Raw genomic sequence first — 23,726 nt, 5'->3', positions numbered from 1 at the left:
AAACGCGTACGCGGACGGCCGGCGGCAGGATCCGATCACGGTGCGTCCGGTCAGCTACCCCGGGGTGAGCAGCTTCTTTGCAACCTTGCCCATGGCGTTGCGGGGCAGCCGGTCGACCAGATGCACCTGACGTGGCCGCTTGTGTACGGACAACCGCTCCGCCACGAAGTCGATCAACTGCTGGCCGCTCACCCCGTCCGCCACCACGTACGCGGTCACCTGCTCGCCCAGGTCGTCGTGGGGGGTGCCGACCACCGCCGCCTCTGCCACCGAAGGGTGCGCGAGCAGGGCATCCTCCACCTCGCCCGCCCCGATCCGGTAGCCGCCACTCTTGATCAGATCGGTGGAGGCCCGGCCGACGATCCGGTGCCAGCCGTCCGGCCCGATCACCGCCACGTCCCCGGTGGCGAACCACCCGTCGGCGTCGGTCTCCCCGGAGGCCGCCAGGGAGGTCTCGCGGGAGGTCCCCCCGGAGGTCTCCCGGGAGGCACGACCGTCGCCCGCGCCGCCTCGACCCAGGTAACCGTCGAAGAGCGTCGCGCCGCTGACCTGCAACTCCCCGATGGACTCACCGTCGGCCGGCACGATCTCGCCGTGCTCGTCGACCAGTCGGGTCCGTACCCCGGCGACCGGCAGGCCGACGTGACCGGGACGCCGCTCACCGTCGGCCCGGCCACTGACCGTGATCAGGGTCTCGGTCATGCCGTACCGCTCCAGGGGCGCTTGGCCGACCAGTTCGGCGAGCCGGTGGAAGACCGGCACCGGCAGGGCGGCGCTGCCGGAGACGAGCAGTCGCGCCGAACGGAGCGCGCGGGCGGCGGAGGAGTCGGCGCCGATCCGGGACCAGACCGTCGGCACCCCGAAGTAGAGGGTGCCACCGGCGGCGGCGTACGCCTGCGGGGTGGGGCGGCCGGTGTGGATCAGCCGGGAGCCGACGCGCAGCGGTCCGAGCACCCCGAGGACCAGCCCGTGTACGTGGAACAGCGGCAACCCGTGCACCAGCGTGTCGTCCGGTGTCCACTGCCAGGCGTCGGCGAGCGCGTCCAGGTCGGCGGCGATCGCGGCCCGGCTGATCAGGGCGCCCTTCGGTGGTCCGGTGGTGCCGCTGGTGTAGAGGATCAGCGCCGGCCGCCCCGAGGGCGGCTCCGGGTAGTGAGTGTTCGAGCGGCGGGTCCGGCCGATCGGCAGCACCGCCGGACGTGGTGCCCCGGCCGGCAGGGCGTCGAGCAGTTCCGGCTCCTCGGCGAGGACCAGTTCCGCCCCCGAGTCCCGGAGCAGGTGGGCGAGCTCGGCCGGCCCGGAGTCGGGCGGCAGCGGCACGACCGGTACGCCGCAGAGCAGCCCGGCGAGCACCCCGACGACAGTCTCGACGGTCGGGGTGGCGTGCACCGCCACGACCCGCGCACCCTGGATCTCGTCGGCGACGGCGGTGGCCCAGCCGATCAGCTCGTGCCGTGACAACGTACGCCCGCCCACGACCACCGCGCCCGAGTCATCGGACCTCTCCCCCAGCAACACCCGCCCACCTCTCGTAAGGAAGGGCCCCTTGTTATCGGATTCTGTATAGGAAGGGGCCCTTCCTAACCAACCAACCGAGAACCAAACCAAGCAACCGGGAACCAACGTCCGACGAACTGGTGATCTCAGGGTAGGTGGGGCAGGAGGGTGAGGGCTACGTCGAGGGCCCGACCGGCGGAGGTCCCGCCGCCCTCCACGTCCCACACCTCGGAGAGCATGCAGAGCGCGAACCCCCAGGCGACGACCCGTTCGGGCGGCAGCCGCAGGCCGTCGGCGACCTGTTCGAGCCGGGCCGGTACGAGCGCGAGCAGGTTGTCGTCACGTCGGGACGGGTCGGGGTTGTAGAGCAGTGGGCCGACTTCCGCGCCCGGGTCGCCGATCACCCCGTGCGGGTCGATGGCGAGCCATGGTTCCCGTTCGGCGCGCAGGATGTTGTCGTGGTGCAGGTCCCCGTGGAGGACGACCCGGTCGGTGGCGGTGGCGCAGAGTTCGTCGAAGAGCCGGGCGGCCCGTTCGACCAGGAGCCGGGGCAGCAACCGGTCGTCTGGGTGCGCGCGCAGGTGGGCCGAGAACGCCTCTCCCCGGGTGGCCAGTTCCGGCAGCGGGCAGCCCGACGACGGGGCTTGGTGCAGCCGCCGCGCCACCTCGACGAAGGCGGCGGTCGCCTGCTCGTCGTGATCGGGGACGAGGGTGCTGGCCGGGGTGCCGGGGGCGCTCTGCTCCAGCAGCAGCGCGCCCCGGTCGTCGTCGCGGGCGAGCAGGCGTACGGCGCCGTGGCCGGCGTAGCTTTCCAGCGCCGCCGCCTCGTCGGCGAGGTGGCCGGATTCCGGTACGCCGAGTTTCAGCACCGCCGCCGAGCCGTCGGCGCGTCTGACCGGGGCGACCCAGTTGAAGCTGAGTGCGTACGGGGCGCCCAGTTCAAGGTCCCAGTCGCGGCTGACGGCGTCGATCACCGACGGGAGTTCGGTGAGCCAGCGTTGTCCGTCCGCGCCCCAGTTCCCGACCACGTTGCGTTGGAAGACGGGCGGGATGGCGACATCACTGGACATGCTGCGGATTCTGCCAGCGGCACCGGTTCCCGGGGCGTTGTCCGGGGTGGTGTCGGGTGTGGACCTTACTGGTGAGGCGATCGCAGGTCTTGTTTCCTCGATGTTCAATCCGTAACCTGCCGATTAAACATCGGATGCCTCGCAGCATCGTACTGCCATTAGTCCGCTTTTAAGCGTGCAAATCATGGTCGCCACCACCAGTACCTCGGATGATTCCGGAGGCCCCCTTGACCCCGCAACCACCGCAAGCAGCACAACCAGCACAAGCACTACAACCACCGCAACCGCCGCAACTGGTGCAATCACGAGGAAGACGACTGCTGCCCCGTACCCTGCTCGCCGGGGTGCTGGCCGCGGCTGTTGCCGTACCCGTGCCGGCCTTTGCCGGGCCGACGCCGCTCGCGGCCCCGGAGACCGGCCCCGCCGCAGCCGGGGCCGACCCGCTGACCCTCTGGTACGACGAGCCGGCCACCGACTGGGAGACCCAGGCGCTGCCGATCGGCAACGGCGCACTCGGCGGCATGGTCTTCGGCCGGGTCGCGAACGAGACGGTGCAGTTCAACGAAAAGACGCTGTGGACCGGTGGGCCGGGCGCGCCCGGTTACAACTTCGGCAACTGGACCTCGCCCCGCCCGAACGCGATCGCCGACGTCCAGGCGCTGATCGCGCAGAACGGCCGCATCTCCCCGCAGGAGGTGGCGAACCGGCTCGGCCAGCCGAAGAGCAGCTTCGGTTCCTACCAGAGCTTCGGTGACCTGTCGCTGCGGCTGACCGAAGACCCGGGCACGGTGCAGGAATACCGTCGCGAGCTGAACATCGGCACCGCCGTCGCGAAGATCTCCTACGTTGACGAGGGTGTCCGCTACACCCGCGAGTATTTCGCCAGCAACCCGGACAACGTGCTGGTGGTGCGGCTCAGCGCCGACCAGCCGGGCAAGGTCGGCTTCACCGCTGGCGTCAGCGCGGCGAACAACCGGTCGAAGTCGACCACCGCCACCGGTGGCCGGATCACCTTCGCCGGGGCGCTGAACGACAACAAGCTCAGGTACGAGTCGCAGATCCAGGTCAACAACGACGGCGGTACGCGTACCGACGGGACGGACGGCACCGTGACCGTGGCCGGCGCGAACTCCGCCACCCTGGTCCTCGCCGCCGGCACCGACTACGCCGGCCGTTACCCGACCTACCGGGGCACCGACCCGCACGCGGCGGTCACCGGTCGGGTCGACGCGGCGTCGGCGAAGTCGTACGTCGACCTGCTCGCCACCCACCAGGCCGACTACCAGGCCCTGTTCGACCGGGTGAAGCTGGATCTCGGCCAGGTCATGCCGAACATCCCCACCGACGACCTGCTGCGCAACTACGACAAGGGCAACGCGGCGGCGGACCGGGCGCTGGAGTCCCTGTTCTTCCAGTACGGCCGTTACCTGCTGGTAGCCTCGTCGCGGGCCGGGTCGCTGCCGGCGAACCTCCAGGGCGTGTGGAACAACTCGACCAACCCGCCGTGGGACGCCGACTACCACGTCAACATCAACCTGCAGATGAACTACTGGCCGGCGGAGGTCACGAACCTCTCCGAGACCACCGCCCCGCTCTTCGACTACGTCGACTCGATGGTGGCGCCGGGCCAGGTCACCGCCGAGCAGATCTACGGCAACCGGGGCTGGGTGGTCAACAACGAGACGAACCCGTGGGGCTTCACCGGCCTGCACAACTACCCGCAGTCGTTCTGGTTCCCGGAGGCGGGCGCCTGGCTGGCGCAGTCGTACTTCCAGCACTACCAGTTCACCAAGGACGAAAAGTTCCTGCGTGAGCGGGCGTACCCGATGATGAAGGAACTGGCCAAGTTCTGGATGGACGAGCTGATCGTCGACCCACGGGACGGCAAGCTGGTGGTCTCCCCCAGCTATTCGCCGGAAAACGGTGACTTCACCGCCGGTGCGTCGATGTCGCAGCAGATCGTCTGGGACCTGTTCACCAACACCATCGAGGCGGCCGGCATCGTCGGCGGCGACGGCACGTTCCGCAACGAGGTCAAGGCCGCGCTGGCGAACCTCGACCCGGGCATCAGGGTCGGCTCGTGGGGTCAGCTCCAGGAGTGGAAACTCGACCTGGACAGCCCCACCGACACCCACCGGCACGTGTCGCACCTGTTCGCCCTGCACCCGGGCTCGCAGATCTCCCCGACGAAGAACCCGGAGATCGCCGAGGCGGCCAAGGTTTCACTCACCGCCCGTGGTGACGGTGGCACCGGCTGGTCCAAGGCCTGGAAAATCAACTTCTGGGCTCGGCTGCTCGACGGCGACCACTCGCACAAGATGCTGAGTGAGCAGCTCAAGGGCAGCACCCTGGCGAACCTGTGGGACACCCACCCGCCGTTCCAGATCGACGGCAACTTCGGTGCCACCTCCGGCATGGCCGAGATGCTGCTGCAGAGCCAGACCGGTGAGATCCAGGTCCTGCCGGCACTGCCGAGCAAGTGGGCGGACGGCTCGGTCAGCGGGCTGCGCGCCCAGGGCGACAACACCGTGGACGTACGCTGGTCCAGCGGTGCCGCCGACGAGATCAAGGTGACGGCGGGGCGCAACGGCAGCATCAGCCTGCGGAACTCGATGTTCACCGGCCCGTACCAGATCGTCGACGCGGCCAGCGGCCGGAAGATCACCACAACCGGTGGCGGCGAGAAGGTCACCTTCGAGGCCGTCAAGGGCCACACGTACGTCGCGACCGCCCAGGTCGACCTGGCGATCACCGCCCCGGCCACCCTGGAGGTCGGCCAGTCCGCAGGTCACGGTCGTGGTCAAGGCATCGGGTACGGCCACCGTGCCGGCCTCGACGGTCAAGCTCGCCGTGCCGGAAGGCTGGACCGTACGCCCCGGCCAGATCGCCACCCCGAAGCTCCGCCCCGGCGATTCTCAGGTGTACGCCTTCACCGTCGCCCCGACCCGTGAGGCCGAACCGGGTGCGTCCCGACTGGAAGCACGACTGATCAACGACGCGTGGCGGGCCACCGCCAGCGCCACCGTCGCCCTGCCGATCCCGCCGCCGTGCGACGTGCCGAACCCGGCACACCCGCTCGTCGCCTGGGACCCCAGCTCGGGCAACACCATCGCGGACCGCTCCCCGAACGGACGCACCGCGACGGTCCAGACCGGAGCCGAGTACGTCAACGCCGGCCCCACCGGCAGCGCGCTCGCGCTGAATGGCACGCGTTACCTGCGTACGACCCCGACGACGCTCGGCTACCTGAACACGGCCACGTTCGCGGCCGAGGTGAAGGTGACGACAACCGGTAGCTACCGGCGGCTGTTCGACTTCCAGCCGGGCGGCAACCCGGGCACCGACGGGGTGCTGATCGACCTGACGCCGAGCAACCAGCTCCGCTTCATCGGCGCCGGCAACGGCGTGACCAGCACCGCGACCCTGCCCACCAACCGGTTCATCGACCTGGTCGTCACCATGGCGGACGACGGTGCGATCACCGTCTACGTCGACGGTCAGGTCGCCGGTACGGCGAAGGTGCCGGACGGCGGGATTATCGGCTGCGCCACCCGGGAGCTGCGGTTCGCCGCCGACCAGGACGGCGGCCAGCGGCTGACCGGTGAACTGGACCGGGTCGCCATCTTCCCGACGGCGCTTCCCGCTGACCAGATCGTCGGCTGGCAGACCCGCGCCTTCGGCTAACCAGCACCGCCGTACGCAAACAGGGCTCCTGCCGACTCCCGTACCGGGAGCCGGCAGGAGCCCTCAGCCGTTGAGGGCGCGTTAGTCAACGAGCACCAGACCCGGCGTCCCTACTAATCGACGGCCGGCTTGCGCTCGAATCGGGGCAGATCCGCGCACGCCAGCATCACCCACGGCGTCGCGGTCCTTTCCATGCCCGCGCTCGGCCCCGTCGCCGTGGCCCGGCGGATGGCCGAGGCCGGGGACCGGCTCCTCGCGGCGCTGCTCGGCGACACCGACGCGGTCGGCGACCCGGTACGGGCCGGCCCGCGCCGCCGGCGCCTGGCCACCGCACGGCGGGCCCGGGAACTCGGCGCGAGCGTGAACCACCAGGCGTCCGGCATCGGCCTGCTGGCCGGGGTGATCGGCGGCAACCTGCGGCTGCTGCTCGGCATGCTCCGGGCGAACCGGCCGTGGCGGCTGGCCGCCCGGCTCTCCCGGCTGCTGGTCGGTGCCTTCGCGACCGCCGTCCTCGCCCTGGTGAGCGCCGATATTTGGCAGCTGTCGGCGGCCCTGGGCAACCTGCGGCTCGCCCTGCTCGCGGCCGGCTCGGTCCTGGCGGTGGTGCTGACCATGGTGCTCGGCGCGCACCTCTGGGAGCGGGTTCCGCGCGGCCCGGGCGCCCGGGAGCAGGTCGTCCTCTTCAACGTGGTCACCGTCCTCACCGTGGTGATCGGCGTCCTCGCGCTGTACGCGACGCTCGCCGCGCTGACCATCATCGGGGCGATCGCCCTCGTCCCCTGGGACCTGCTTGCCGAATCCACCGGCCGACCCGCCGGCGTCGCCCACCAGGTCAAGCTGGGCTGGCTGGCCAGCTCGCTGGCGACGGTCGGCGGCGCGCTCGGCGCCGGACTAGAGTCCGACTCGGCGGTACGTGAGGCGGCATATCGCTATCAGCCCGACGCAGAGCTGACCGGCGAGCAGGGTGGGCCGGACCCGACCGGCGGGGCCGGACCGGGACCGAGCGGTGAGTCCGGGTCACCGCACAGACACAGGTCTGAGCCGGAGCGGAACCACGAGGCCGGCTGACCGCCCCGGTCGACGCTGTGATCAAAACCCGTTCGCGGCGTCGCCTTCGGCGGCGCGGATCGCCAGCAGGGCTATGTCATCGGTGGGCTGGCCCGCGCGGCGTTGATCGTCGGTAGCCCTGGCGCCGGACGCGATGGTATGCGGCGCTGGGCTGCCGGCTGGCTCCGCTCATCGCCTGGGCAGCCCGATTTTGATCCAGGCTTATGCCTGACCGACGGCCTGAGCGATGGCGAGGGTGTGCTGGTACTCGCGCCAGTGGGCCAGTTTGCCGTGCCGGGTGCGCAGCACCCCGATGAAGGGTGCCGAGGCGGTTACCCCGGTCGCCGTGTGCGTGCCGACCAGTTCGTATTCGACCACGATCACCTCGGGGTCAGCGGTCTCGTGCACGACCACGTTGCGGCAGTCGTCGAACCGGACCGGGAACACCGCCCGACCCGCCTGCGTGTACTCAAGGACCCTTTGCTTCCCCTCGGTACGCGTAGGGCGGCCGGGTCCGGCGAACGGTGTCTCGATCACCACGTCGTCGGCGAGCGAGTCTGCCTCGTAGGTGGGCAGGTTCGCGAGCCACCGGGCCCGCATGCTGTCGAAGATCTCGCTTGGTGTCATGTCGCCCTCCGGAATAATGAGTGATGACTCGACTTGTACACCCGAGAATAATGAGTGGAGGCTCACTTTGGTAGAGGGGTCGCCGCTGCGTGCCGACGCGCAGCGCAACCGAGCACGCATCCTGGACGCCGCCGAGGCGGTCTTCGCCGAGTTCGGCGCCCGCGCCTCCACCGAGGAGGTGGCCCGGAGGGCCGGCGTTGCCATTGGTACGGTCTTCCGTCACTTCCCCACCAAGAACGACCTGCTCGCCGCGATCATGAAACGACTGCTCGCGCAGCTCGTCGAGGAGGCCGGAAAACATGACCTCTTCGCGTTTTTCACGCACGTGGTGGCGCAGGCCGCAGCGAAGAAGACCGCCGTCGACCTGCTCGCCGAATCCGGAGTGGACATCCGGCTTTCGGAGGCGGTAAGTCACCTGGAGGAGGCGGTGAGCAGCCTGCTGAAACAGGCCCAGGCCGCCGAAGCCGTCGCCGACTCGGTACAGCTACCCGAGGTGATGGCGCTCCTTGCAAGCGTGTGCCAGGGCGCCTTGCACGGCGGATGGGGAGAGCATCTGCAAGCCCGTACGCTAGCGGTCATCTTCGCCGGCCTGAAACAGGTCGGTCAGGGTGGATGCCGCGGCTAGCCCGCGGTGAGGCGGCTGAGGAACGCAGATGTGTTCAATGGTTGCCCTGGAAGCGACGTCGGCGCGTCCGCACGTAGGCCATCAAGGAGAATCGGGAGAAGGCGGCGCCAGAGCCGTGGGTTCGCCTCGCCGAAGGTCTCGATGAGGTAGGCCATCAGGGACATCAGGACTCCGATGTCGGTGGCTGCGACGTCGGCCCGGATCACCCGCTGCTCGCGACCGCGCTGCAACAGGTGGTCGATGCAGCGCTCGACACGCGCCCGGACGTCGCCGGCTCCAGAGTCCTCAGTCGGCACGCCTCTCAAAAGCTTCCCGAGGGCGCGTTTGTTCGCCTGCGGTTCGAGCACCGCCTCGAAGAAGGCCGCAAGTCCGCCGGCCGCGTCCTCCATCGTTGCCGCGCGCTCTGCGGCTTCGAGCATTGTCTCGACCGTCTCGGCGAAAACTGCTTGCGCGAGCGCGTACTTGTTGGGGAAGTGACGATAGGCGGTGCCAACACCGACTCCGGCTCGTCGTGCGACGTCGTCAAGCGTCGGCATCAGCCCTGCCGCGTCGAACAGCTCGCTCCCGGCGGCGATGAGCGCAGAGCGGTTCCGCTCCGCGTCCTTGCGCCGTGCCCGTCCATCGGGCGGCTGGGCTGGGCGTGTGCTCTCGTCCATACGTCCTCTCCAATCACGTATCCCAGGAATCGGAGACGCGTCTCCGCTATGGTACCGTGGCTGTATCGGAGATGTCTCTCCGTTTCCGTGGACATATCGGCCCAGGTGGATGAGGAGGACTTCTGTGCCCGTCGAGCGGATCATCTTCGGCACCATGACACTCGGCTACCACGGCAGAGGAGTGCGCGTCCGCGACGTCTCCACGGCGAGGCGGATGCTCGATCACTTCCATAGCCACGGCTACCGCGTTGGGCGTCTCACCCACCGGCGCTGCCCTGCGCTGGCTCGTGCACCACTCTCGCCTCGGCGCCGCACACGGCGACGGCATGCGTCCAGACCCGAACATCTCGTCCAGAACCTCGACGCGGTGCAGAGCGCGCCGCTTCCTCCGGAGCTGCTCGTCGCGATCGACGCGGCAAGCGAGACCACTCGCCCGGCCTGGCCGTCGATGCACCGAGCCTGACATCCACAGATAGTGAAAGTGATAAGGAGTTCCCTGGCATGACGACAAACACCCCCAAATCTTGGTTCATCACGGGAGCCTCGCGAGGCCTGGGCGTCCGGTGGGCGGAAGCCGCGCTCTCCCGCGGCGACCGTGTCGCTGCGACCGCACGATCTGCCAACGCGTTGCGCCCTCTCGTTGAGAGTTACGGCGACCTGGTTCTTCCGCTCGAACTCGATGTCACGGATGAGGCGGCGGTGCATCAGGCGATCGAGACTGCCGAAGACCGACTCGGCGGAATCGACATCCTGGTCAACAACGCAGGGCAGGCGGTGATGGGCGCCATCGAGGAAGTCAGCGCGGCGCAGGCACGAGTGCAGATGGAGGTCAACTACTTCGGCGCTCTGTACGCGACCCAGGCAGTTCTGCCGCATATGAGGGAGCGTCGCAGCGGCCGTATCATCCAGATCTCGTCCATGGGTGGGGTCATCGCCACCCCCGTCATGGGGACCTACCATGCAACAAAGTGGGCGCTGGAGGCGTTGAGCCAGGCTCTGGCGGCAGAAGTCTCGGAGTACGGCGTTCACGTGACACTCATCGAGCCACTCACGTTCCCGAGCGAACTCGGCACTCCCGCTCCGCAGATGCCCGAGTACGACCATGCCCGCAAGGCGCTGATGGCGGGCTTCGAGGGCACCGGAATCGCTCCGGGCGATCCGGCTGCGGCCGCCCAGGCGATGCTCGCCGTTGCTGATGACCCCAATCCACCGCTCCGAGTGTTGTTCGGCGCGAATGGCCTGAAATTGCTTCGTCCAGAGTACGCGCGCCGAATTGCCCTGTGGGAGGAGTGGGATCACCTCGCCCGGCTCGCACAGGGCACTTCACCAGCCTGAGGTTGGGACCCTGCCCAGGGTTCGGTTGGACGACGGTGTCGGGCACCCCTCAAGAGGCGCCCGACACCGTCGTCGGACGGGGCCGCCACGGCACGACGCGACCCGTGGTGGCGGTCAACGGAGCCGCAGTCGCCAACGGGGTCTGCGCGTCCACCTGGTCAAGACCGCCCTCGGCAGACGCGGCGGCTGCAATGCCGGCCTTGCCCAAGATGGCCAGGGCGGGAGTACGGCCGGAACAGGGCGTCGATTTGGTACGGGAGCTTACTGGCGGCAGCAACGGACCCCAGTGATCATGTCCGCTGACGGGCGGACAGCCTGTCGGCGGACATGATCACCTCTCGCCTCTGCCGGGTACGACCACTCCACCGGAGCGTCCCGCCGGGTCGGCGGTGAAACCGGCCTCGCACGCCGCCTCGACTACGCCGATCACCGCAACGGCTGGAAGCTGGCCACGGCGCGTACACGACGGGGCTCGACCGGCTCTCCGTACAGCCCTCCTGGTCGGCGCCGGTATGTGCGGGTGGCCGGAGTCAACGAAGGCCCGTCAACGAAGGCCCGTCAACGAAGGCCCGCGCCAGGATCCTCAGACGAGGCGAGGTTGATGATGGATGCCGCGCACAGAGCTTCTTTCGGGGTTGTGGTCGGGCGCCACTTGATGGTGGTCTTGGGCACCACGAACCCATCACCGCCGGTATCTGAGCTTCACCCGTTCCTACACGATGGTGCGGCCGCCGTTCACGTCCAGCACGGTGCCGGTGACGAACCGTGCCTCGTCGCTGACGAGGAACGCGATGGCTGCGGCGATGTCTTCCGGATTGGCGACGAAGCCCAGCGGGGCCTGCGCTGCGAGCAGCTGCAGGTACTCTCCCAAGGCTTCGGATCCCGGAGTACGGGTCGGGCCGGGGCTGACAGAGTTCACGCGCACGCCGGCAGGGCCGAACTCGGCTGCCCAGCTTTTGGTCAGCAGGTCCAGGGCTGCCTTGCTCGCCCCGTAGACCGACAGACCGGGGAGCGCGACTTCGGCGGCGAGTGTGGACACGTTGACGATCGCTCCACTGCCGCGTGCGGCCATCGCGGGCGCGATGTTCGCGACCAGATAGAACGGGGCCTTCAGGTTGGTGGCCAGCACCGCGTCGAAGGTCGACTCCTCGGTGCCCGCGGTCGGGCCACCGGCCCCGATCGCCGCGTTGTTCACCAGGATGTCGAGGGCTCCGCCGGCGACCTCGGTGGCCTTGGCCGCGAGTTCGACCGCGGACTGTGCATCACGCAGGTCCGCGCGGACGAAGTGAGCCTCGTTTCCTTCGGAGCGGATCTGCTCCACTACTTCCTGCCCTCGTTGCGTATCGCGGCCGGAGACGACGACACGAATACCGTTGCGGGCGAGCTTGAGCGCGGTGGCGCGGCCGATTCCGCGCGTCGAGCCGGTGATGAGGGCGGTCTTGGTGCTCACGGGATCTCCTTGCTGGTGGTTTCTGACGATCTGGGATGTGACCGGATGACGTGGGCCGGAAAGCGGTCGGTGCTACAGGCCCTGAAGGAAGGCGACACGATCTGCGAACGCGCTCTGTGCGATGCGGGAGGTGGGTGCGAGTTGGTCGTAGCCGTGGAATGCGCCGGGGCGCACCGACAGATGCACGGCCACACCGTGTTCCATGAGTCGCGTGGCGTAGGCGACCGTCTCCGCGCAGAAGAGATCCAGTTGGCCGACTTCGAGGTAAGCCGTTGGCAGATCGTGGAGTGAGCCTGCGCGGGCGGCGGAAGCGGAAGCAGGCACGTCGTCGGTGCCGTACTTGTCGCCCAGGTAGGCCCGCCAGCCGGTGATGTTGTCGGCCACCGTCCAGGCAAGGAACGGCTCGACCGCTGGGTCGGCGACTGCGGTGCGGTCGTCGAGCATCGGGTAGACGAGGATTTGCGCGGCCAAGGGCCCGATCTGACGGTCGCGACACACCAGTGCAGTCGCTGCGGCGAGGCCGCCTCCGGCGGAGTCTCCCATGAGCGCGACGCAGGCCCCGGGTACGCGCTCCGCGGCGTGCTCGATTGCCCACTGGACCGCGGTGACGCAGTCTTCGACCGCCGCCGGGAACGGTGATTCGGGTGCCAGGCGGTAGTCGACCGCGATCATCGCTACCCCGGCCTCCGAGGCGTAACGGCGGCAAACATGGTCGTAACCGTCGAGGCCACCGGCGATGAGGCCACCTCCATGGACATAGACAACAAGTGCGTTCGGCACGTTCTCCGGCTTGTAGAGGCGTAGCGGAATGGCGTGCCCATCCGAAGACGGCACGGTGAAGTCCACGATCTCAATACTGTCGTCGGGTGTGGCGACGGCAGCCAGTCCGTTGTAAAGGGCGTCGATATTCGCCCGCCGCGTCTTCCAATCATCGACGACCGGCGGCGTGGGTGGGGCGGCGGCTGCGATCGCGCTGGCGGCCTCGAAAAGTTCCTTGTCGATGCTGAACATGTAATCCTCTAATTTGTAGTGAAATTGGCCCCGGTCCGCTGCGCTCTGAACGGGCCAGCCAGCCGGGATCCGTCTGCTTCTCGCGGAACGGCACTTCGTATGCCACCAACGGGACACGTACAACGTACGTAAGCCTGGCTCGCGTACCTTGTACGTGTCAAGTGATCTGGGACACCTCGGTCCGGGAAATGGCCCCGGAAGTACGACTGGACCCAATGACGCCGGGGTCCGGTTCAGAGCCGGCTCGCCAGGGTGACGACGCCGTCGCCCGTCAGGCCGGCGATGGCGTGACGTTGGCCGGCAAGGACGGAGATGATGCTCTCGCCCGGTCCCACGACTTCGAGACGGCGGTCTGACGAACGGGACCACGTCGTGTCTGCGCCGGGGATCGTGAGGCCATGGGCCCGGGTAGGAGCGGGAATGAACGGGTTCGGGACACGCGTCGCGACGGCAAGGACCGCGTGGGTCACCCGCGATGACAGGACGCCGGGCCTACCGACTGCGAACGCGATGCCGAGGTGATGGATGACATGGTCACCGAGCATCAGTGGTGCCGGCAGCAGGTGCCCGATGCCCGCCGCCGCGCCACCGTCAGCAAGAGCCGAGCAGTGGAAGACGCAGGCCGAGCGAGAGGTGGGCGAGCACGTCCTCGTTGGTCCAGCCCACGCAAAGGCCGGACCGCTCCCACTCCTCATCGGTAGGTTTCGGGCGGAAAGCAACGAACGCGTCGCCCTGATACCGAAGAAGATCATCGAAGCCGGTCCACCCTTGTGACCGACACGGAAGCCCCAGGTCCCTCGTGTACGTGATGATCACAGAACCCCTCCTCACTATACGTACGCTGTACGTATAGTACCGTCAGCGCGTACGTCGTACCTAAGTCGGGAGTGGTCAGCATGAGAGCCCGTTTCACCCTCGCGGACATCCAGCAACACGCGCTGGCGATCGTCGACCGGGACGGGTTGGCCGGGCTCACCATGCGCTCTCTCGCGGCGTCCCTGCAGACGGGCCCCATGACTCTCTACAACTACGTGGACAGCCGCGAAGCCCTTGAGGAACTCGTGGTCGACGCCGTCTCCGCCCTCGTCGAGATGCCGGAACCAACCGACGACTGGGTGGCTGACACGCGCGCGGTGGCCACCGCCCTATGGCGAACGTTCCGCGCGCATCCGGCAGCCATCCCGCTTGTACTCACCCGCCGCACCTCGTCCCGCGCCAGCCTTGCCCCAGCCGAGGCACTCGCGGCAGCACTGGCACGCGGCGGTCTGGATGGCGTCGACCTGTTCGTCGCATTCCGCACCGTCTCAGCCTTTGTCATGGGTATCGCGCAAGCCGAGCTGGCTGGCCGGCTATCGCGCGAGGAGGATGCCGGCTCCGCCGCCCAACGCGTCGCAGCGCTCGCACCCGACGCACTCCCGACCCTCTCGAAACTGGCCCCAGTCGGCGCCGCGTTCACCGGCCAGGAATTCGAGCGAGGATTGACCGTCGTGCTCAACGGCCTCGTGCACACACCCCGTCCGTTCGATTCCAGCGACCAGGCATCTGGTCTTTCGTGATTGATACCTGTAGCCGGCTCTGATTCGGCCAGCTCGATCCACGCCTCGAGCTGGGCCGCGGTGGGATGTTCGGGCAGCTCCGGCCGGGCCGCCCGCCACCACTCGACCGACGCCGGCAGCGCAAACCCCTGCCGGGCCGCACCCGCCCGCAACTCGTCACCACCCGCGAGAACCTGCCCGCTAAACACGCGAACAGATCCTCCAGACCCGTCCGCCACGACTCAACCACTCAACCGTCAACACAAAGGACAAACAAGCCAGAACCCATCGGGCAACGAGATCGGGTTGCAGTACTAGTCGGACCGACCAGCCCGCCCGGTCACCGCGAACCGGGCCTGCGCCGTCTTCACCGCCTTCCTCCCACGGGGGAGGCGGTTCCCCCGCTGGAGGGAGTCGTCCGGCGGGCGGTTGCACGACCGTGGATTCGGGCGTGCCAGCGCCCGGGAACCGAATCCACAGGAGGAGACCATCATGACTCGAACACCGCGGTGGCGGAGCGTCCTGGCCGGCGCGTCGGCGCTCACGCTGTCGGCCACGCTCTGGGGATCGGTGCCGGCCTCGGCGGCGACCCCGACCCCGGCACCGACGGCTGTCGGGCAGCAGGAAGGGGATCCGCGCCCGGACGGCGGCCTCAGGCCCGGACCGGAACCGACCGAGCCGAGCCTGGTGGGTGCGGCCAAGACGTACCGGGCGGACGGGCAGGACGTCCGCTTCGCCTTCGACGCGCACGGCTTCGCCACCGCCGCCCGTGGCACTTTCCGGGTCAGCCACTACGAGGGTGGCGAGGGTGGATGGTTCTCCGGGCGGATCGACTGCCTGATCGTCGCGGGACCGGTGGCGGTGGCCACCGGTGTGGTCACGGAGAGCAGCTTTCCCGAGTTTCTCGGCGTCCGGAAGGGGTTCACGGTGTACGACAACGGACGTCGCGACCGGGTCGGGTACAGCTGGGCCCTCGACGCCGGCAGCACCGAGTCGGTCCCCCTCTGCCTGAGCGGAGCGCCGTACGAGACGCTGGAGACTGGCAATTTCCACGTCGTCGAGTGGTTCCCACCGCAGGCCGGCTGACCCGACGACGCGACACCCCGGCGGCTGCCGGGGTGTCGCGGTTGCCGCCGGTCGGGGCTATGGGTGTGCGATGAGTGCAGAGAGCAGTGACCGCAGGCAGGTCGAGCGGCGTGCCGAGTGCCTCCTGCCGAAGGAACGGACGGCCGCCAGCGAGGACCCGCTTCTCGGTGACGCCCTCCAGGGAAAGGCCACGCAGTCGCTCAGGCGCCCGCGACTGGCATGCCGGGCATCACCGGTGCGGCCGGCACACCGCGCCCGGTTCGGGTGTCCTGCGCGGTCGACACCCGGTTGATCAGCAGGACCATGGACACGCCGGCCACCGCGCTGAGCGCCGCCACCAGCAGGCTCGGCACCAGCGCGGAGGAGTAGTAGTCGACGTACATCTGGTAGTCGCCGGGACCGTAGAGGGTGCTCGGCAGTGCGTCGAAGTCCCGGTTCCCGGAGCGCGTGAGCCCCTGGTCGGCGAACAGGTAGACCAGCCAGCTACCGAACCAGATCCGTACCAGGGTTGGCGTATCCGACCGCCACAGGCTGTCCCGGGCGATGTTCGCCATCACACGCGCCGGAACGACAAGGTTCACAAACGGCACCAGCCAGCCGGCGACCGCCCAGCCCCTACGCAGCGTCGGCGTGGCACCCGGGAACGCGTCCAGATTGACCCGCGCGCGGTAGCACCAGACGATGACCAGCACAGCGGCAGCGATGAACGGAACGACAGACACCAGGTCGACCAGAGCCGAGACAAGAGCAGCAACGTTGATGGCGTCCGGGTCGAGGTCCCGCATCGCACGCTGAACCAACTGACCACCCACGATCGTCCAGACAGCGATCAGCAGGTCGGCCACCACCGCGAGACCGATCAAAATCGATGCCGCCCGCCCGACACCACCCAGACGGTACGTACGTGCCCCGGGAACAACAGCCGGGGCACCCGTCGGGGTGCCGCAGACTGCGCACTCCACGGTTGCCGGCGTCATTTCGGCATGGCAGGTCTGACAGCTCATACAGTTTTCCTCCGATGTGATTAGCCGCGTCAGCGTACGGATCCGCCTACCGTTCCGCGACCTTTTTCAGCGCGACTCAGCTCACATCCGCGAAGCGGCCACGACCATCCCCCATTGCCGGTGTCTCGACAAAAACCCCAGCTCGGACGACAACCGCCGCCGCCCAGCAGATCGGGAAATTGACCGCGATTGCGGCATGGCAAGATGCCCAACGACGTCACCGGCCGCGCTACCCGGAAAGTACGGTTGTGCTGAGTGCGGGCGCCCTGGGCCTCACCGGGTGAGTCATCGACCTACTCCATGCGACCGGCCGGGTCCACCAGCCCCGGCAACGGCATGGTCGGCCCATCGACGAGTACGAGACCGACGGTATCGATATGACTGTGCACCCACTACCCGTACGACGCCAAAGCCGATACTGGCGGAGTGATGACCTACGTCCGCTGGTACTGCCCCGACGAAGACCTGTGGTGCTACGACGAACTCGACGGCGAGCGGTGGTCGAGGCGCCACGTGGAAGTGCAGGACAGGGACCAGGTCATCGCCGCTGCGGCGTCGCTTGAGGAGGTGCTCCGTGCCAGAGACACCGGTGGCGCCGCTGCGGTCATCACCTACGAACGCCGGTACGGCGCCGTTCCGGATGCGCCCTTCCCTGAGGCCCCGTGCAGTGGTGAGCCATCCCTCGAACCAGTCACAGCGGAGGAGTTCGAAGAACTCTGGCGACGAGGCCGACGCACACACGGGCGGCCCAATGCGGACGGGACGGCATGCCAAACGGGGAAGCGTTCAGAACACTGGAGACCCGGTCGGGTCCCTCGCTGCCCTCTGGGGGCGCCGGCAGGCCCCGGAGGGGTGGCGCACATGATGCTGGATGATCGGCCGTATGGACATGGACGCGCAGGTTGACCTCACCGGGCTGACCTCGGTTGAGCGGGAGCTGCTTCGATTCGGCGTCATGGAGTGGGAACGACCGAGCGGCAAGGACGATGTCGTCCGACTACTCGAATATGTCGACCACTCGGCACTTCGGTCGGACGTGGCTCGGCTGGCCGGCCTGCTTGATAAGGGCAGCCGCGTGTCACGTCGTGACTGCCGGCGCGTGTTGCTCGCGACAGAGTTGGCGTTTTCGAGCGAGACCCTGGGATGGTCACGCGACTGGGCAAGCGACACCGGCTTCTCGGACCGGGACACCATCACCGTCCTGCGCGCCGTCCAGGAAAAGATCGCCAGCATCGTCTACGGATCCCACGACCGCATCACCGAGTTCGTGCCCCCAGTCACAGCCGGCTTGGAACCCGATTTCCATGGACGCGGACGACGAGTACTGGATGCCGTTCTGCCAGCGGTTCGACTTCCGGCCCAGCATGTCCTCCGGGCCGGCGATCGCCGAGCCCGCGCCGTCGGTCACGGTCGACCTCGGCCCGATCTTCGCCGCGCCCAGCCACCCGGAGTTCGCCGCCGGAGTCCGCGCCATCAACAGCCTCACGCTGCTCGCATTGGTGCGCGTACTCGAACCAGGTACCAGCATCGTTGTGCTCGACTGGCAGCACCAGACGCACCGGTTCTGGCCGGACCGGCTCGCCTGCCAGCCGGATCCGCAGTGGCAGACCGAGGTTTTTCCAAACGGTGACTACCACATCTTTCTCACCGAGGAGATGACCATGGGCACCTTTGGCCACCCATGGGAGCAGACACTCTGCGTCTTCGGCGAGCCGCTGGCGACCGCCCTGGTCCCGATGCTCACAAGCTGGTTGCCACTCAAGCGCACCAACCAATGACAGGGCGGTGACGCGGTCGAGGCCAGGCACAAGACCAGGCGTTGCATCTCCTTTGGGAGATCATGGCCCACCGAGTCAGAGTGAGTAGAGAGCCCAAGGCCCCATCGGCTCGATGGTACGGATCTCGTACCGCGTTCCCGCCTCCAAGTGCAGTTCGCCAGCGCCCAGTGGGAGCTGAGCGACGTACTGGGCATCCTGGGCGTCGACCAGGCGGTACTCGTGGTGGCCGAACAGGTCGTTGTGGACTCGCCAGCCGGTGCCGTCGTGCTCCAGGCGGTACGTCTCGCCCCGGAGCATCCAGTGCCGGAAGATCCCATCGTTGCGCAGTGGCGTACTGACCGGCTGGTACATACTGCGCGACGCCGCATCAATGCGGTAGCCCGAATCGAGGACGAGACGTTCCTCAACTGCGAGCAGGCCGAGCATGGTTTCCGTTCTCATCACCCATCCCTTTCTCCAGGTCGTCCCGCCGCGTCCCGACAAAAGGCAGTTTCCAACCGGTACGGCGATGTAGATCGTCTCGGTGGCGATGACAACGCAGCTGCTAACGTACGGTTCATCGATCAACGCCGGGGTGCGCCGTTGATCGAGGCTAGCGACAGGGCCAGTAGGTCCATGGTCGGACCCCATGGCAACACGGACTTACCGACATCGCCCCAGCCCGCGCGCCCGTAAATCACTCTGGCGATCGAACGGGGATCAGATGCCAGAGTCGCCCACGACTCTGATCGCCCACTGATCAGGCGACGAATTAGCTGCGCTCCAATCCCCTGGCCCCGCCGCCCTGGGTAAACGATCCACTCCATAATCGCTAGTTTCTCAGCGGCCTTCAGATCAGGCGGTGGCTCACGGTCCGCCTTGGACCACCATGTGCCCGCTGGCATCGTCCATCCATATGCAGCTCCGATCAGAAACTCATCGTCAGTTGCGATCACCAATTCGAAACCAGGGCGAGACATGTCCTCTGGGAGCTTGGCCCGGAAGCCCTCTACCTCCTCGGGCCCTTCCTCATACGGGGGCTCGGCGTACACGACGGCATATAGGTCGACCAGCCGATCGACCCACGGCGCCGACGATGGGCCGGTGTAGTGCCTGTACGAGATGGACACGAGCGATACCTCTCAGGCAGTCGAGGTGATCGGCAGGCGGGCCGCCAGGTCGCCGAGTTCGGTACGCCGACGCTCCGACGCCGGTACCACCGCCATCACCTGCCGGGCTACCTCGTACAGCAGCTTGTTGTGCTGCTCCACCGGTAGGTCATCCAGTAGGTCAGCGGCGAAACGAAGCCCTTCTCCGATGTGCCCCTTCTGGATCAGGCACGATGCCCTGTGCAGGGAGACTTGTGTCCTGAGCCGGGCTTGGCATTCCGGGTATAGGACTAGCGCTCTGTCCTGGGCGGCGTCGGCGTCGGCGAGGTGCCCGACGTGGGTAGCGACGTACGACTCCGTGTGGCGGAGGCGGTGCTCGGGCCATGCCCAGAACGATGCAGCGTCGTTGGTGATCTCGGATGGAAGTCTCGCCGTGATCTCGGCGACCTGTCGCACTGCCGTGAGTGCTTCGTCGTCGCGCCCGGCGAGTGCGAGTGCCTGTGCACGGCCGGCGTACAACCCAGCCGACCCGGCGGTTGCTCGGTCACCAGCGAGAGCGATGGCCTCGTCAGAACGGGCGATCACCTCGGCCAGTGGACGCCCGTCGTAGCAGCCATTAGTCACGTCCCACGCCCGCGTCAGCACCTGTGTGTCCAGGCAGCGTGACTCATCAGCAGCGCGGCGGGCGGTCGTCCACCAGCGGTGGGCCATGTGCAGCCGGCCTGTCGCGGTCAAGGTCATCGCGATAATCACCGAGAGCTGGGCAGTAGCTCGCGACAGGCTGGTCTTCTGCCTGCTGTTGGCCTCGACCATTACTGCTTGCAGCACAGCAAGATCTGCGGTGACCTGCTCCATCAGCACGTCGGGCGGTGTCAGGTAGTAGGCGCGGCCGTAGTCGAGTGCGATTTGCTGCCACTCGTCGTGGTCCTCGCCGTCAACAGCGTGACCGAGCCCTTGACGAAGCGCCTCCAGGCCGACGAGCGGCGGGCCACCCCCCACCGCGAGGGCGCTGAGTGCCCGAAGCACCGTACGGCGTTGCATGCCGTCATCTAACGCCGCTCGCTCGTACGCGTCCACCACTGCGCCGTTGGCGTCAAGCGCCTTGTCGCATGCGCTGGCGACCTTGGCCGTGGGCGAACGCTCGCCCCGCTCAAGCTGGCCCAGATACCCGAAGTCGTAGTTGACCAGCATAGACAGGCCCCGAAGTGAGAGGCCGCGCTGATTACGAAACCGCCTCAGGACGTTGCCGAATCCGCTCAAGATTCACTTCCGAGTTGTGGGCTGCGGCGTGGGCTTACTGCTCACTGGTTCTTTCTATGCAGGCTACCGGTGACGCTGTGTGTGCACCTCCCCTCTTGAGGCATGTCGAGCTCCGGGATAAGGCCGGGCTCACTTTGCGACATGACGACGACAGGCAGACCGGGCATGGCGGCTGGCATGGGACCTCGGTCTCAGTCACGACGTCTTAGTTGATCACCAATCAAGATTGGACTGGGGCCGATGGCCAGGTGGCGGTGGTTCAGTGGGCCGTACGAGCCGGACGACGACGGGATCGGCCCCGCGACGCAGTATCCGGAGCGGGCCGGCTATCACCGGGAAGTCGAGCCGGTAGCAGCCCAAAGCGACTCGTCGGAAGACCGCCCGGCTGACTCGCCGTCCTCAAAGGACCCGAGGTTGTCGCGGTGGCGCGGTAACCGTGGCTGCTGGTTCTGCTACGGCGCCAGGCGTCGATCGTGACGACCCCGACCGGGCTGCCACACGTACCCGTCGGCACGGTCCTTCGGCTGATGCCGGGCGAGTGGTCGCACTGCCGTGGCTTCCTGCCCGGCGCGGTCGTCAACGTGGTCGTGTCCCGGGTCCACCTCGATCGCGTACACGTTCGCTCGGACGAGGTGTGGGTGACCGGACACGCTCCCGAATGCGAGTGGGAGTCGTCCGACTGTCGGGTCCCGTGCCTCGAACTCCTCGTCCGGCTGGCCGCGATCACACGTCAGGTCCCGAAGCCGTGAACAGCACAAACAAGTACGTCAACCCCTCATATGTCAGGAGGAGCAGGGGTGAGTACGCATAACCCGATGGCGCGTACCTGGGTGTGCTCGGGATGCGGCGGCGACTGGCCATGTGTGACGCGGCGGCGTGAGCTGCGGGCCGAGTTCGACGGCAGTCGGGTGTCGCTCGGGCTCTACCTGGCGCAGTTCTTCGTTGTCGCCGCCGAGGACCTGCGGCACGTGCCGAGCGGCTGGCTGCACAACCGCTTCGTCGGCTGGATCCGCAGCGACGAGCAGGCGTCCCCGTACACCTCGGTTGACGTTCTCGTCAGCTCCTATGAGCTGGCCAAGGCCCACTCCCCCGACCCCGGCGGACGCTGCCCCACCTGCGGCGAACACACCGACTGCTGGGTCCGCATCTCACCCGAACCACCCGGCTTCCCCATCCCGCTCCCCTGATGTTCGGCCCCCTGCCCCGACCCGGCGACGTCCTCGTGATCGACGAGCGGGCCAGCGTCCAGTTCGCCGGGGACCGCGCACTGATCGTCCGACTGATCACCCGCGCCCGCGAACCCACCTGCGACGGCTGGATCTGGCTCACCGGCTACGTCCTCGACCAACGAGGACGAGCAACCGAAAAACGCGAACTGTACGTCCAGGTCGCCGGCCTCCGACCCGCACCAACCCGCCACCGACCCCGTCAAGAACGCTGAACAGCACTCATGGCAGGACTTCCGCAGGATGATCGGGACGACGTTGCCGACTGAATCCGCCCATAGCGGCTAGGTGGCGACGAATGTCACGTCGTCGAGGGCGACCGCTTTGCCGTCGCCGCCGACAAACGCCACTTCGAGCTGCCCGCCGGTGCTGCGGCTGCGACGCTGCGCACTGGGTCCGGCGGCCGGTGCGCAGTGGCGATCGCCCCACTGCTGAAGCGCACCGAGGACGATCCGCAGTTCCTCGCCGGCGGGCGTGAGGTGGTACTCGTACCGAAGGCGGTGTCCCGGCTGCTGGTATGGGCGCTTTTCCATGATGCCGGCCTCGACCAGGGTGGCCAGGCGGTTGCTGAGCAGGTCGGTGGATATCTCCAGCGCGTCGGTGAACTCTCCGAACCGGGTCTTTCCGGACATAGCTTCGCGGACAATGAGAAAGGTCCAGCGTTCGCCAAGAATCTCCAGGCTCCGGGCGATGGAACAGACCGGGTACTCCTGATCAAGCGTCACCTTCTTCACGGAGCCAGCCTACATCTAACTTGGCATTCCAAAGTCACGTGCTAGCTTTGAACTTCAAAGTCAGGGGTCGGCCCCCACCCGAGCGCCGTCACCCCACGAAGCAATGGAGATCCACATGCCGCAGATCCACGTACGCCAGAACAGCGCCACCTACTGGACGGCGACCTTCGACCACGGTCCGGTGAACCTGATGGACCCGGACACGCTCTACGAACTCGACGCCCTCGTGTCACGCCTGGAGACCGATCCCGACGTGCAGGTCGTCGTCTTCGACAGCGCCAACCCCGACTACTTCATCGCCCACTGGGACATGGCCGCCGATCCGCAAACCGTCGTCGGCATGGCGACCGAAAGCTCGAAGCGGCGCGGCATGCACCCGTACACCGACCTCTTCACCCGGCTGAGCCGGCTGCCCGTCGTCACCATCGCCTCGGTGCGCGGACGAGTCCGGGGCGCCGGCAGCGAGTTCATCCTGGCCTGCGACATCCGGTTCGCCAGCCGGGAGCGTGCCGTACTCGGACAGTTCGAGGTCGGGTTGGGCGCCGTGCCCGGCGGTGGCACGACGGCCTGGCTGCCTCGCCTGATGGGACGGGGCCGTGCGCTGGAGGTGCTACTGGGCGCTGACGACTTCCCGGGCGACCTGGCCGAGCGGTACGGGTACGTCAACCGGGCCCTGCCCGACGGCGAGTTGGACGAGTTCGTGGACGGCTTCGCCAGCCGGATCGCCGGCTTCGAGAAGCAGGCGATCGTGGAGACGAAGGCGCTGGTCAACCGCGTCGACCTGCCGTCGGACGACGAGTTTGTAGCCGCCCTCAACGGCTATTTCGCCTCCTTCTCCCGCCCCGGCACCCAGGCTCGCGCGGCAGCGTTGTTCGAGCTCGGTGTACAGCAGCCCGGCGATGGCGAACTCCGTCTTGGTCATCACGTAGCGCAGTACAAGGGCGACGCCGGGGTGCAGAACTGACCGGTTCTGGTCACGGCATACAGGGCTCCTGCCGACACCCGTACGGGGA

General features: G+C 67.8%; 25 protein-coding genes and 1 pseudogene. 13 read left to right on the top strand and 13 right to left on the bottom strand.

Translation table 11 applies throughout. The features are described 5' to 3' along the window. Window positions 1–54: 54 nt before the first annotated feature. Entirely contained in the window at window positions 55–1,518 is a 1,464-nt protein-coding gene (locus BDK92_RS33125; RefSeq protein WP_121160276.1) for an acyl-CoA synthetase, read from the bottom strand. Window positions 1,519–1,643: 125 nt separating this feature from the next. Then, window positions 1,644–2,567, bottom strand: a complete 924-nt coding sequence (locus tag BDK92_RS33120; RefSeq protein WP_121160275.1) for an aminoglycoside phosphotransferase family protein — start codon at window positions 2,565–2,567, stop codon at window positions 1,644–1,646. A 296-nt stretch (window positions 2,568–2,863) separates the two neighbouring features. Between BDK92_RS33120 and BDK92_RS33115 the strand changes: the two genes are divergently transcribed. The 3 genes and pseudogenes from BDK92_RS33115 (at window position 2,864) to BDK92_RS33105 (ending at window position 7,319) form a co-directional block, all read left to right on the top strand. After that, on the top strand, window positions 2,864–5,518 hold the full coding sequence (locus BDK92_RS33115; protein WP_246017389.1) for a glycoside hydrolase family 95 protein: 2,655 nt from the start codon (window positions 2,864–2,866) through the stop codon (window positions 5,516–5,518). Beyond that, window positions 5,412–6,251: pseudogene (locus BDK92_RS33110) on the top strand (LamG domain-containing protein); the annotation flags it as partial. The gene BDK92_RS33115 and the pseudogene BDK92_RS33110, both read left to right, overlap by 107 nt. A 192-nt stretch (window positions 6,252–6,443) precedes the next feature. After that, window positions 6,444–7,319 (top strand): hypothetical protein, encoded by an 876-nt coding sequence (locus BDK92_RS33105; RefSeq protein ID WP_121160272.1) that lies wholly within the window; start codon window positions 6,444–6,446, stop codon window positions 7,317–7,319. A gap of 201 nt (window positions 7,320–7,520) precedes the next feature. Here BDK92_RS33105 and BDK92_RS33100 read toward each other — a convergent pair whose 3' ends face one another. Further along, window positions 7,521–7,925 carry a nuclear transport factor 2 family protein gene (locus tag BDK92_RS33100; RefSeq protein ID WP_121160271.1) on the bottom strand — a complete coding sequence of 135 codons (405 nt, stop codon included), beginning with the start codon at window positions 7,923–7,925 and terminating at the stop codon, window positions 7,521–7,523. Between BDK92_RS33100 and BDK92_RS33095 the strand changes: the two genes are divergently transcribed. Next, the gene (locus BDK92_RS33095) at window positions 7,897–8,550 is read left to right on the top strand and encodes a TetR/AcrR family transcriptional regulator (protein ID WP_246017388.1); all 654 of its coding nucleotides are present in this window, start codon (window positions 7,897–7,899) and stop codon (window positions 8,548–8,550) included. The genes BDK92_RS33100 and BDK92_RS33095 overlap by 29 nt on opposite strands. Here BDK92_RS33095 and BDK92_RS33090 read toward each other — a convergent pair. Continuing rightward, window positions 8,547–9,206 carry a TetR/AcrR family transcriptional regulator gene (locus BDK92_RS33090; RefSeq protein WP_170208780.1) on the bottom strand — a complete coding sequence of 220 codons (660 nt, stop codon included), beginning with the start codon at window positions 9,204–9,206 and terminating at the stop codon, window positions 8,547–8,549. The two genes, BDK92_RS33095 and BDK92_RS33090, sit on opposite strands and share 4 nt — an antisense overlap. Window positions 9,207–9,330: 124 nt before the next feature. On the opposite strand from BDK92_RS33090, the gene BDK92_RS39385 reads away from it, so the two are divergent. Both BDK92_RS39385 and BDK92_RS33085 read left to right on the top strand, forming a co-directional pair. Beyond that, window positions 9,331–9,669 (top strand): hypothetical protein, encoded by a 339-nt coding sequence (locus BDK92_RS39385; protein WP_170208779.1) that lies wholly within the window; start codon window positions 9,331–9,333, stop codon window positions 9,667–9,669. A gap of 38 nt (window positions 9,670–9,707) precedes the next feature. Then, window positions 9,708–10,541, top strand: coding sequence for an SDR family NAD(P)-dependent oxidoreductase (locus BDK92_RS33085; RefSeq protein ID WP_121160268.1), 834 nt, complete (start codon window positions 9,708–9,710; stop codon window positions 10,539–10,541). Window positions 10,542–11,253: 712 nt separating this feature from the next. Here BDK92_RS33085 and BDK92_RS33080 read toward each other — a convergent pair. From BDK92_RS33080 to BDK92_RS33065, 4 genes are all read right to left on the bottom strand, one after another. Then, window positions 11,254–11,991, bottom strand: a complete 738-nt coding sequence (locus BDK92_RS33080) for an SDR family NAD(P)-dependent oxidoreductase (RefSeq protein WP_121160267.1) — start codon at window positions 11,989–11,991, stop codon at window positions 11,254–11,256. A gap of 72 nt (window positions 11,992–12,063) precedes the next feature. Further along, the gene (locus BDK92_RS33075; protein WP_121160266.1) at window positions 12,064–13,002 is read right to left on the bottom strand and encodes an alpha/beta hydrolase; all 939 of its coding nucleotides are present in this window, start codon (window positions 13,000–13,002) and stop codon (window positions 12,064–12,066) included. Between the two features lie 233 nt (window positions 13,003–13,235). Then, the gene (locus tag BDK92_RS33070) at window positions 13,236–13,547 is read right to left on the bottom strand and encodes a hypothetical protein (protein WP_121160265.1); all 312 of its coding nucleotides are present in this window, start codon (window positions 13,545–13,547) and stop codon (window positions 13,236–13,238) included. A gap of 46 nt (window positions 13,548–13,593) precedes the next feature. Further along, entirely contained in the window at window positions 13,594–13,818 is a 225-nt protein-coding gene (locus tag BDK92_RS33065; protein ID WP_170208778.1) for a maleylpyruvate isomerase N-terminal domain-containing protein, read from the bottom strand. Between the two features lie 80 nt (window positions 13,819–13,898). On the opposite strand from BDK92_RS33065, the gene BDK92_RS33060 reads away from it, so the two are divergent. Both BDK92_RS33060 and BDK92_RS33055 read left to right on the top strand, forming a co-directional pair. Continuing rightward, window positions 13,899–14,558: a TetR/AcrR family transcriptional regulator gene (locus BDK92_RS33060; protein ID WP_121162801.1), complete on the top strand. Its 660-nt coding sequence runs from the start codon at window positions 13,899–13,901 to the stop codon at window positions 14,556–14,558. Between the two features lie 471 nt (window positions 14,559–15,029). Beyond that, complete coding sequence (locus tag BDK92_RS33055) at window positions 15,030–15,623, top strand: hypothetical protein (protein WP_121162800.1); 594 nt, start codon at window positions 15,030–15,032, stop codon at window positions 15,621–15,623. 200 nt (window positions 15,624–15,823) lie between these two features. Here the strand turns inward: BDK92_RS33055 and BDK92_RS33050 are convergent, their stop codons facing one another. After that, window positions 15,824–16,486: a DUF4328 domain-containing protein gene (locus BDK92_RS33050; RefSeq protein ID WP_170208777.1), complete on the bottom strand. Its 663-nt coding sequence runs from the start codon at window positions 16,484–16,486 to the stop codon at window positions 15,824–15,826. A gap of 1,445 nt (window positions 16,487–17,931) precedes the next feature. Between BDK92_RS33050 and BDK92_RS39380 the strand changes: the two genes are divergently transcribed. Continuing rightward, the gene (locus BDK92_RS39380; RefSeq protein ID WP_170208776.1) at window positions 17,932–18,405 is read left to right on the top strand and encodes a DUF2716 domain-containing protein; all 474 of its coding nucleotides are present in this window, start codon (window positions 17,932–17,934) and stop codon (window positions 18,403–18,405) included. Between the two features lie 75 nt (window positions 18,406–18,480). Here BDK92_RS39380 and BDK92_RS33040 read toward each other — a convergent pair whose 3' ends face one another. The 3 genes from BDK92_RS33040 to BDK92_RS33030 form a co-directional block, all read right to left on the bottom strand. Continuing rightward, on the bottom strand, window positions 18,481–18,846 hold the full coding sequence (locus BDK92_RS33040; protein ID WP_121160261.1) for a hypothetical protein: 366 nt from the start codon (window positions 18,844–18,846) through the stop codon (window positions 18,481–18,483). Between the two features lie 122 nt (window positions 18,847–18,968). After that, window positions 18,969–19,436 (bottom strand): GNAT family N-acetyltransferase, encoded by a 468-nt coding sequence (locus BDK92_RS33035; protein ID WP_246017604.1) that lies wholly within the window; start codon window positions 19,434–19,436, stop codon window positions 18,969–18,971. A gap of 90 nt (window positions 19,437–19,526) precedes the next feature. Further along, window positions 19,527–20,753, bottom strand: coding sequence for a helix-turn-helix domain-containing protein (locus tag BDK92_RS33030; RefSeq protein WP_121160260.1), 1,227 nt, complete (start codon window positions 20,751–20,753; stop codon window positions 19,527–19,529). A 473-nt stretch (window positions 20,754–21,226) separates the two neighbouring features. Here BDK92_RS33030 and BDK92_RS33025 point away from each other — a divergent pair, with 473 nt between their 5' ends. From BDK92_RS33025 to BDK92_RS33015, 3 genes are read left to right on the top strand one after another with little or no spacing between them, the layout of a single operon-like run. Then, the gene (locus BDK92_RS33025) at window positions 21,227–21,502 is read left to right on the top strand and encodes a hypothetical protein (RefSeq protein WP_121160259.1); all 276 of its coding nucleotides are present in this window, start codon (window positions 21,227–21,229) and stop codon (window positions 21,500–21,502) included. 48 nt (window positions 21,503–21,550) lie between these two features. Further along, window positions 21,551–21,940: a hypothetical protein gene (locus BDK92_RS41345; RefSeq protein WP_425462279.1), complete on the top strand. Its 390-nt coding sequence runs from the start codon at window positions 21,551–21,553 to the stop codon at window positions 21,938–21,940. Then, window positions 21,940–22,194, top strand: coding sequence for a hypothetical protein (locus tag BDK92_RS33015; protein WP_246017386.1), 255 nt, complete (start codon window positions 21,940–21,942; stop codon window positions 22,192–22,194). The genes BDK92_RS41345 and BDK92_RS33015 overlap by 1 nt, the downstream gene beginning before the upstream one ends. A gap of 69 nt (window positions 22,195–22,263) precedes the next feature. Here the strand turns inward: BDK92_RS33015 and BDK92_RS33010 are convergent, their stop codons facing one another. Beyond that, window positions 22,264–22,713 (bottom strand): winged helix-turn-helix transcriptional regulator, encoded by a 450-nt coding sequence (locus BDK92_RS33010; RefSeq protein WP_121160257.1) that lies wholly within the window; start codon window positions 22,711–22,713, stop codon window positions 22,264–22,266. A 115-nt stretch (window positions 22,714–22,828) separates the two neighbouring features. Between BDK92_RS33010 and BDK92_RS33005 the strand changes: the two genes are divergently transcribed. Beyond that, window positions 22,829–23,677 (top strand): enoyl-CoA hydratase/isomerase family protein, encoded by an 849-nt coding sequence (locus tag BDK92_RS33005; RefSeq protein ID WP_211349455.1) that lies wholly within the window; start codon window positions 22,829–22,831, stop codon window positions 23,675–23,677. Window positions 23,678–23,726: the final 49 nt, after the last annotated feature.

Origin of the sequence: Micromonospora pisi (genome assembly GCF_003633685.1) — a bacterium.
Classification (GTDB): domain Bacteria; phylum Actinomycetota; class Actinomycetes; order Mycobacteriales; family Micromonosporaceae; genus Micromonospora_G; species Micromonospora_G pisi.
The sequence above is the reverse complement of the archived record's forward strand: the minus strand, read 5'-3'. Positions and strand labels throughout refer to the sequence as shown.

What these genes read in the sequence shown, in the direction of transcription:
- BDK92_RS33085 (WP_121160268.1), top strand. Translation starts at nt 9,708, where the DNA reads ATGACGACAAACACCCCCAAATCTTGGTTCATCACGGGAGCCTCGCGA.
- BDK92_RS33105 (WP_121160272.1), top strand. Translation starts at nt 6,444, where the DNA reads ATGCCCGCGCTCGGCCCCGTCGCCGTGGCCCGGCGGATGGCCGAGGCC.
- BDK92_RS33100 (WP_121160271.1), bottom strand. Translation starts at nt 7,925, where the DNA reads ATGACACCAAGCGAGATCTTCGACAGCATGCGGGCCCGGTGGCTCGCG.
- BDK92_RS33005 (WP_211349455.1), top strand. Translation starts at nt 22,829, where the DNA reads ATGCCGCAGATCCACGTACGCCAGAACAGCGCCACCTACTGGACGGCG.
- BDK92_RS33090 (WP_170208780.1), bottom strand. Translation starts at nt 9,206, where the DNA reads ATGGACGAGAGCACACGCCCAGCCCAGCCGCCCGATGGACGGGCACGG.
- BDK92_RS33095 (WP_246017388.1), top strand. Translation starts at nt 7,897, where the DNA reads ATGCTGTCGAAGATCTCGCTTGGTGTCATGTCGCCCTCCGGAATAATG.
- BDK92_RS33070 (WP_121160265.1), bottom strand. Translation starts at nt 13,547, where the DNA reads ATGCTCGGTGACCATGTCATCCATCACCTCGGCATCGCGTTCGCAGTC.
- BDK92_RS33120 (WP_121160275.1), bottom strand. Translation starts at nt 2,567, where the DNA reads ATGTCCAGTGATGTCGCCATCCCGCCCGTCTTCCAACGCAACGTGGTC.
- BDK92_RS33075 (WP_121160266.1), bottom strand. Translation starts at nt 13,002, where the DNA reads ATGTTCAGCATCGACAAGGAACTTTTCGAGGCCGCCAGCGCGATCGCA.
- BDK92_RS39380 (WP_170208776.1), top strand. Translation starts at nt 17,932, where the DNA reads ATGGACGCGGACGACGAGTACTGGATGCCGTTCTGCCAGCGGTTCGAC.
- BDK92_RS33040 (WP_121160261.1), bottom strand. Translation starts at nt 18,846, where the DNA reads ATGAGAACGGAAACCATGCTCGGCCTGCTCGCAGTTGAGGAACGTCTC.
- BDK92_RS33060 (WP_121162801.1), top strand. Translation starts at nt 13,899, where the DNA reads ATGAGAGCCCGTTTCACCCTCGCGGACATCCAGCAACACGCGCTGGCG.
- BDK92_RS33015 (WP_246017386.1), top strand. Translation starts at nt 21,940, where the DNA reads ATGTTCGGCCCCCTGCCCCGACCCGGCGACGTCCTCGTGATCGACGAG.
- BDK92_RS33055 (WP_121162800.1), top strand. Translation starts at nt 15,030, where the DNA reads ATGACTCGAACACCGCGGTGGCGGAGCGTCCTGGCCGGCGCGTCGGCG.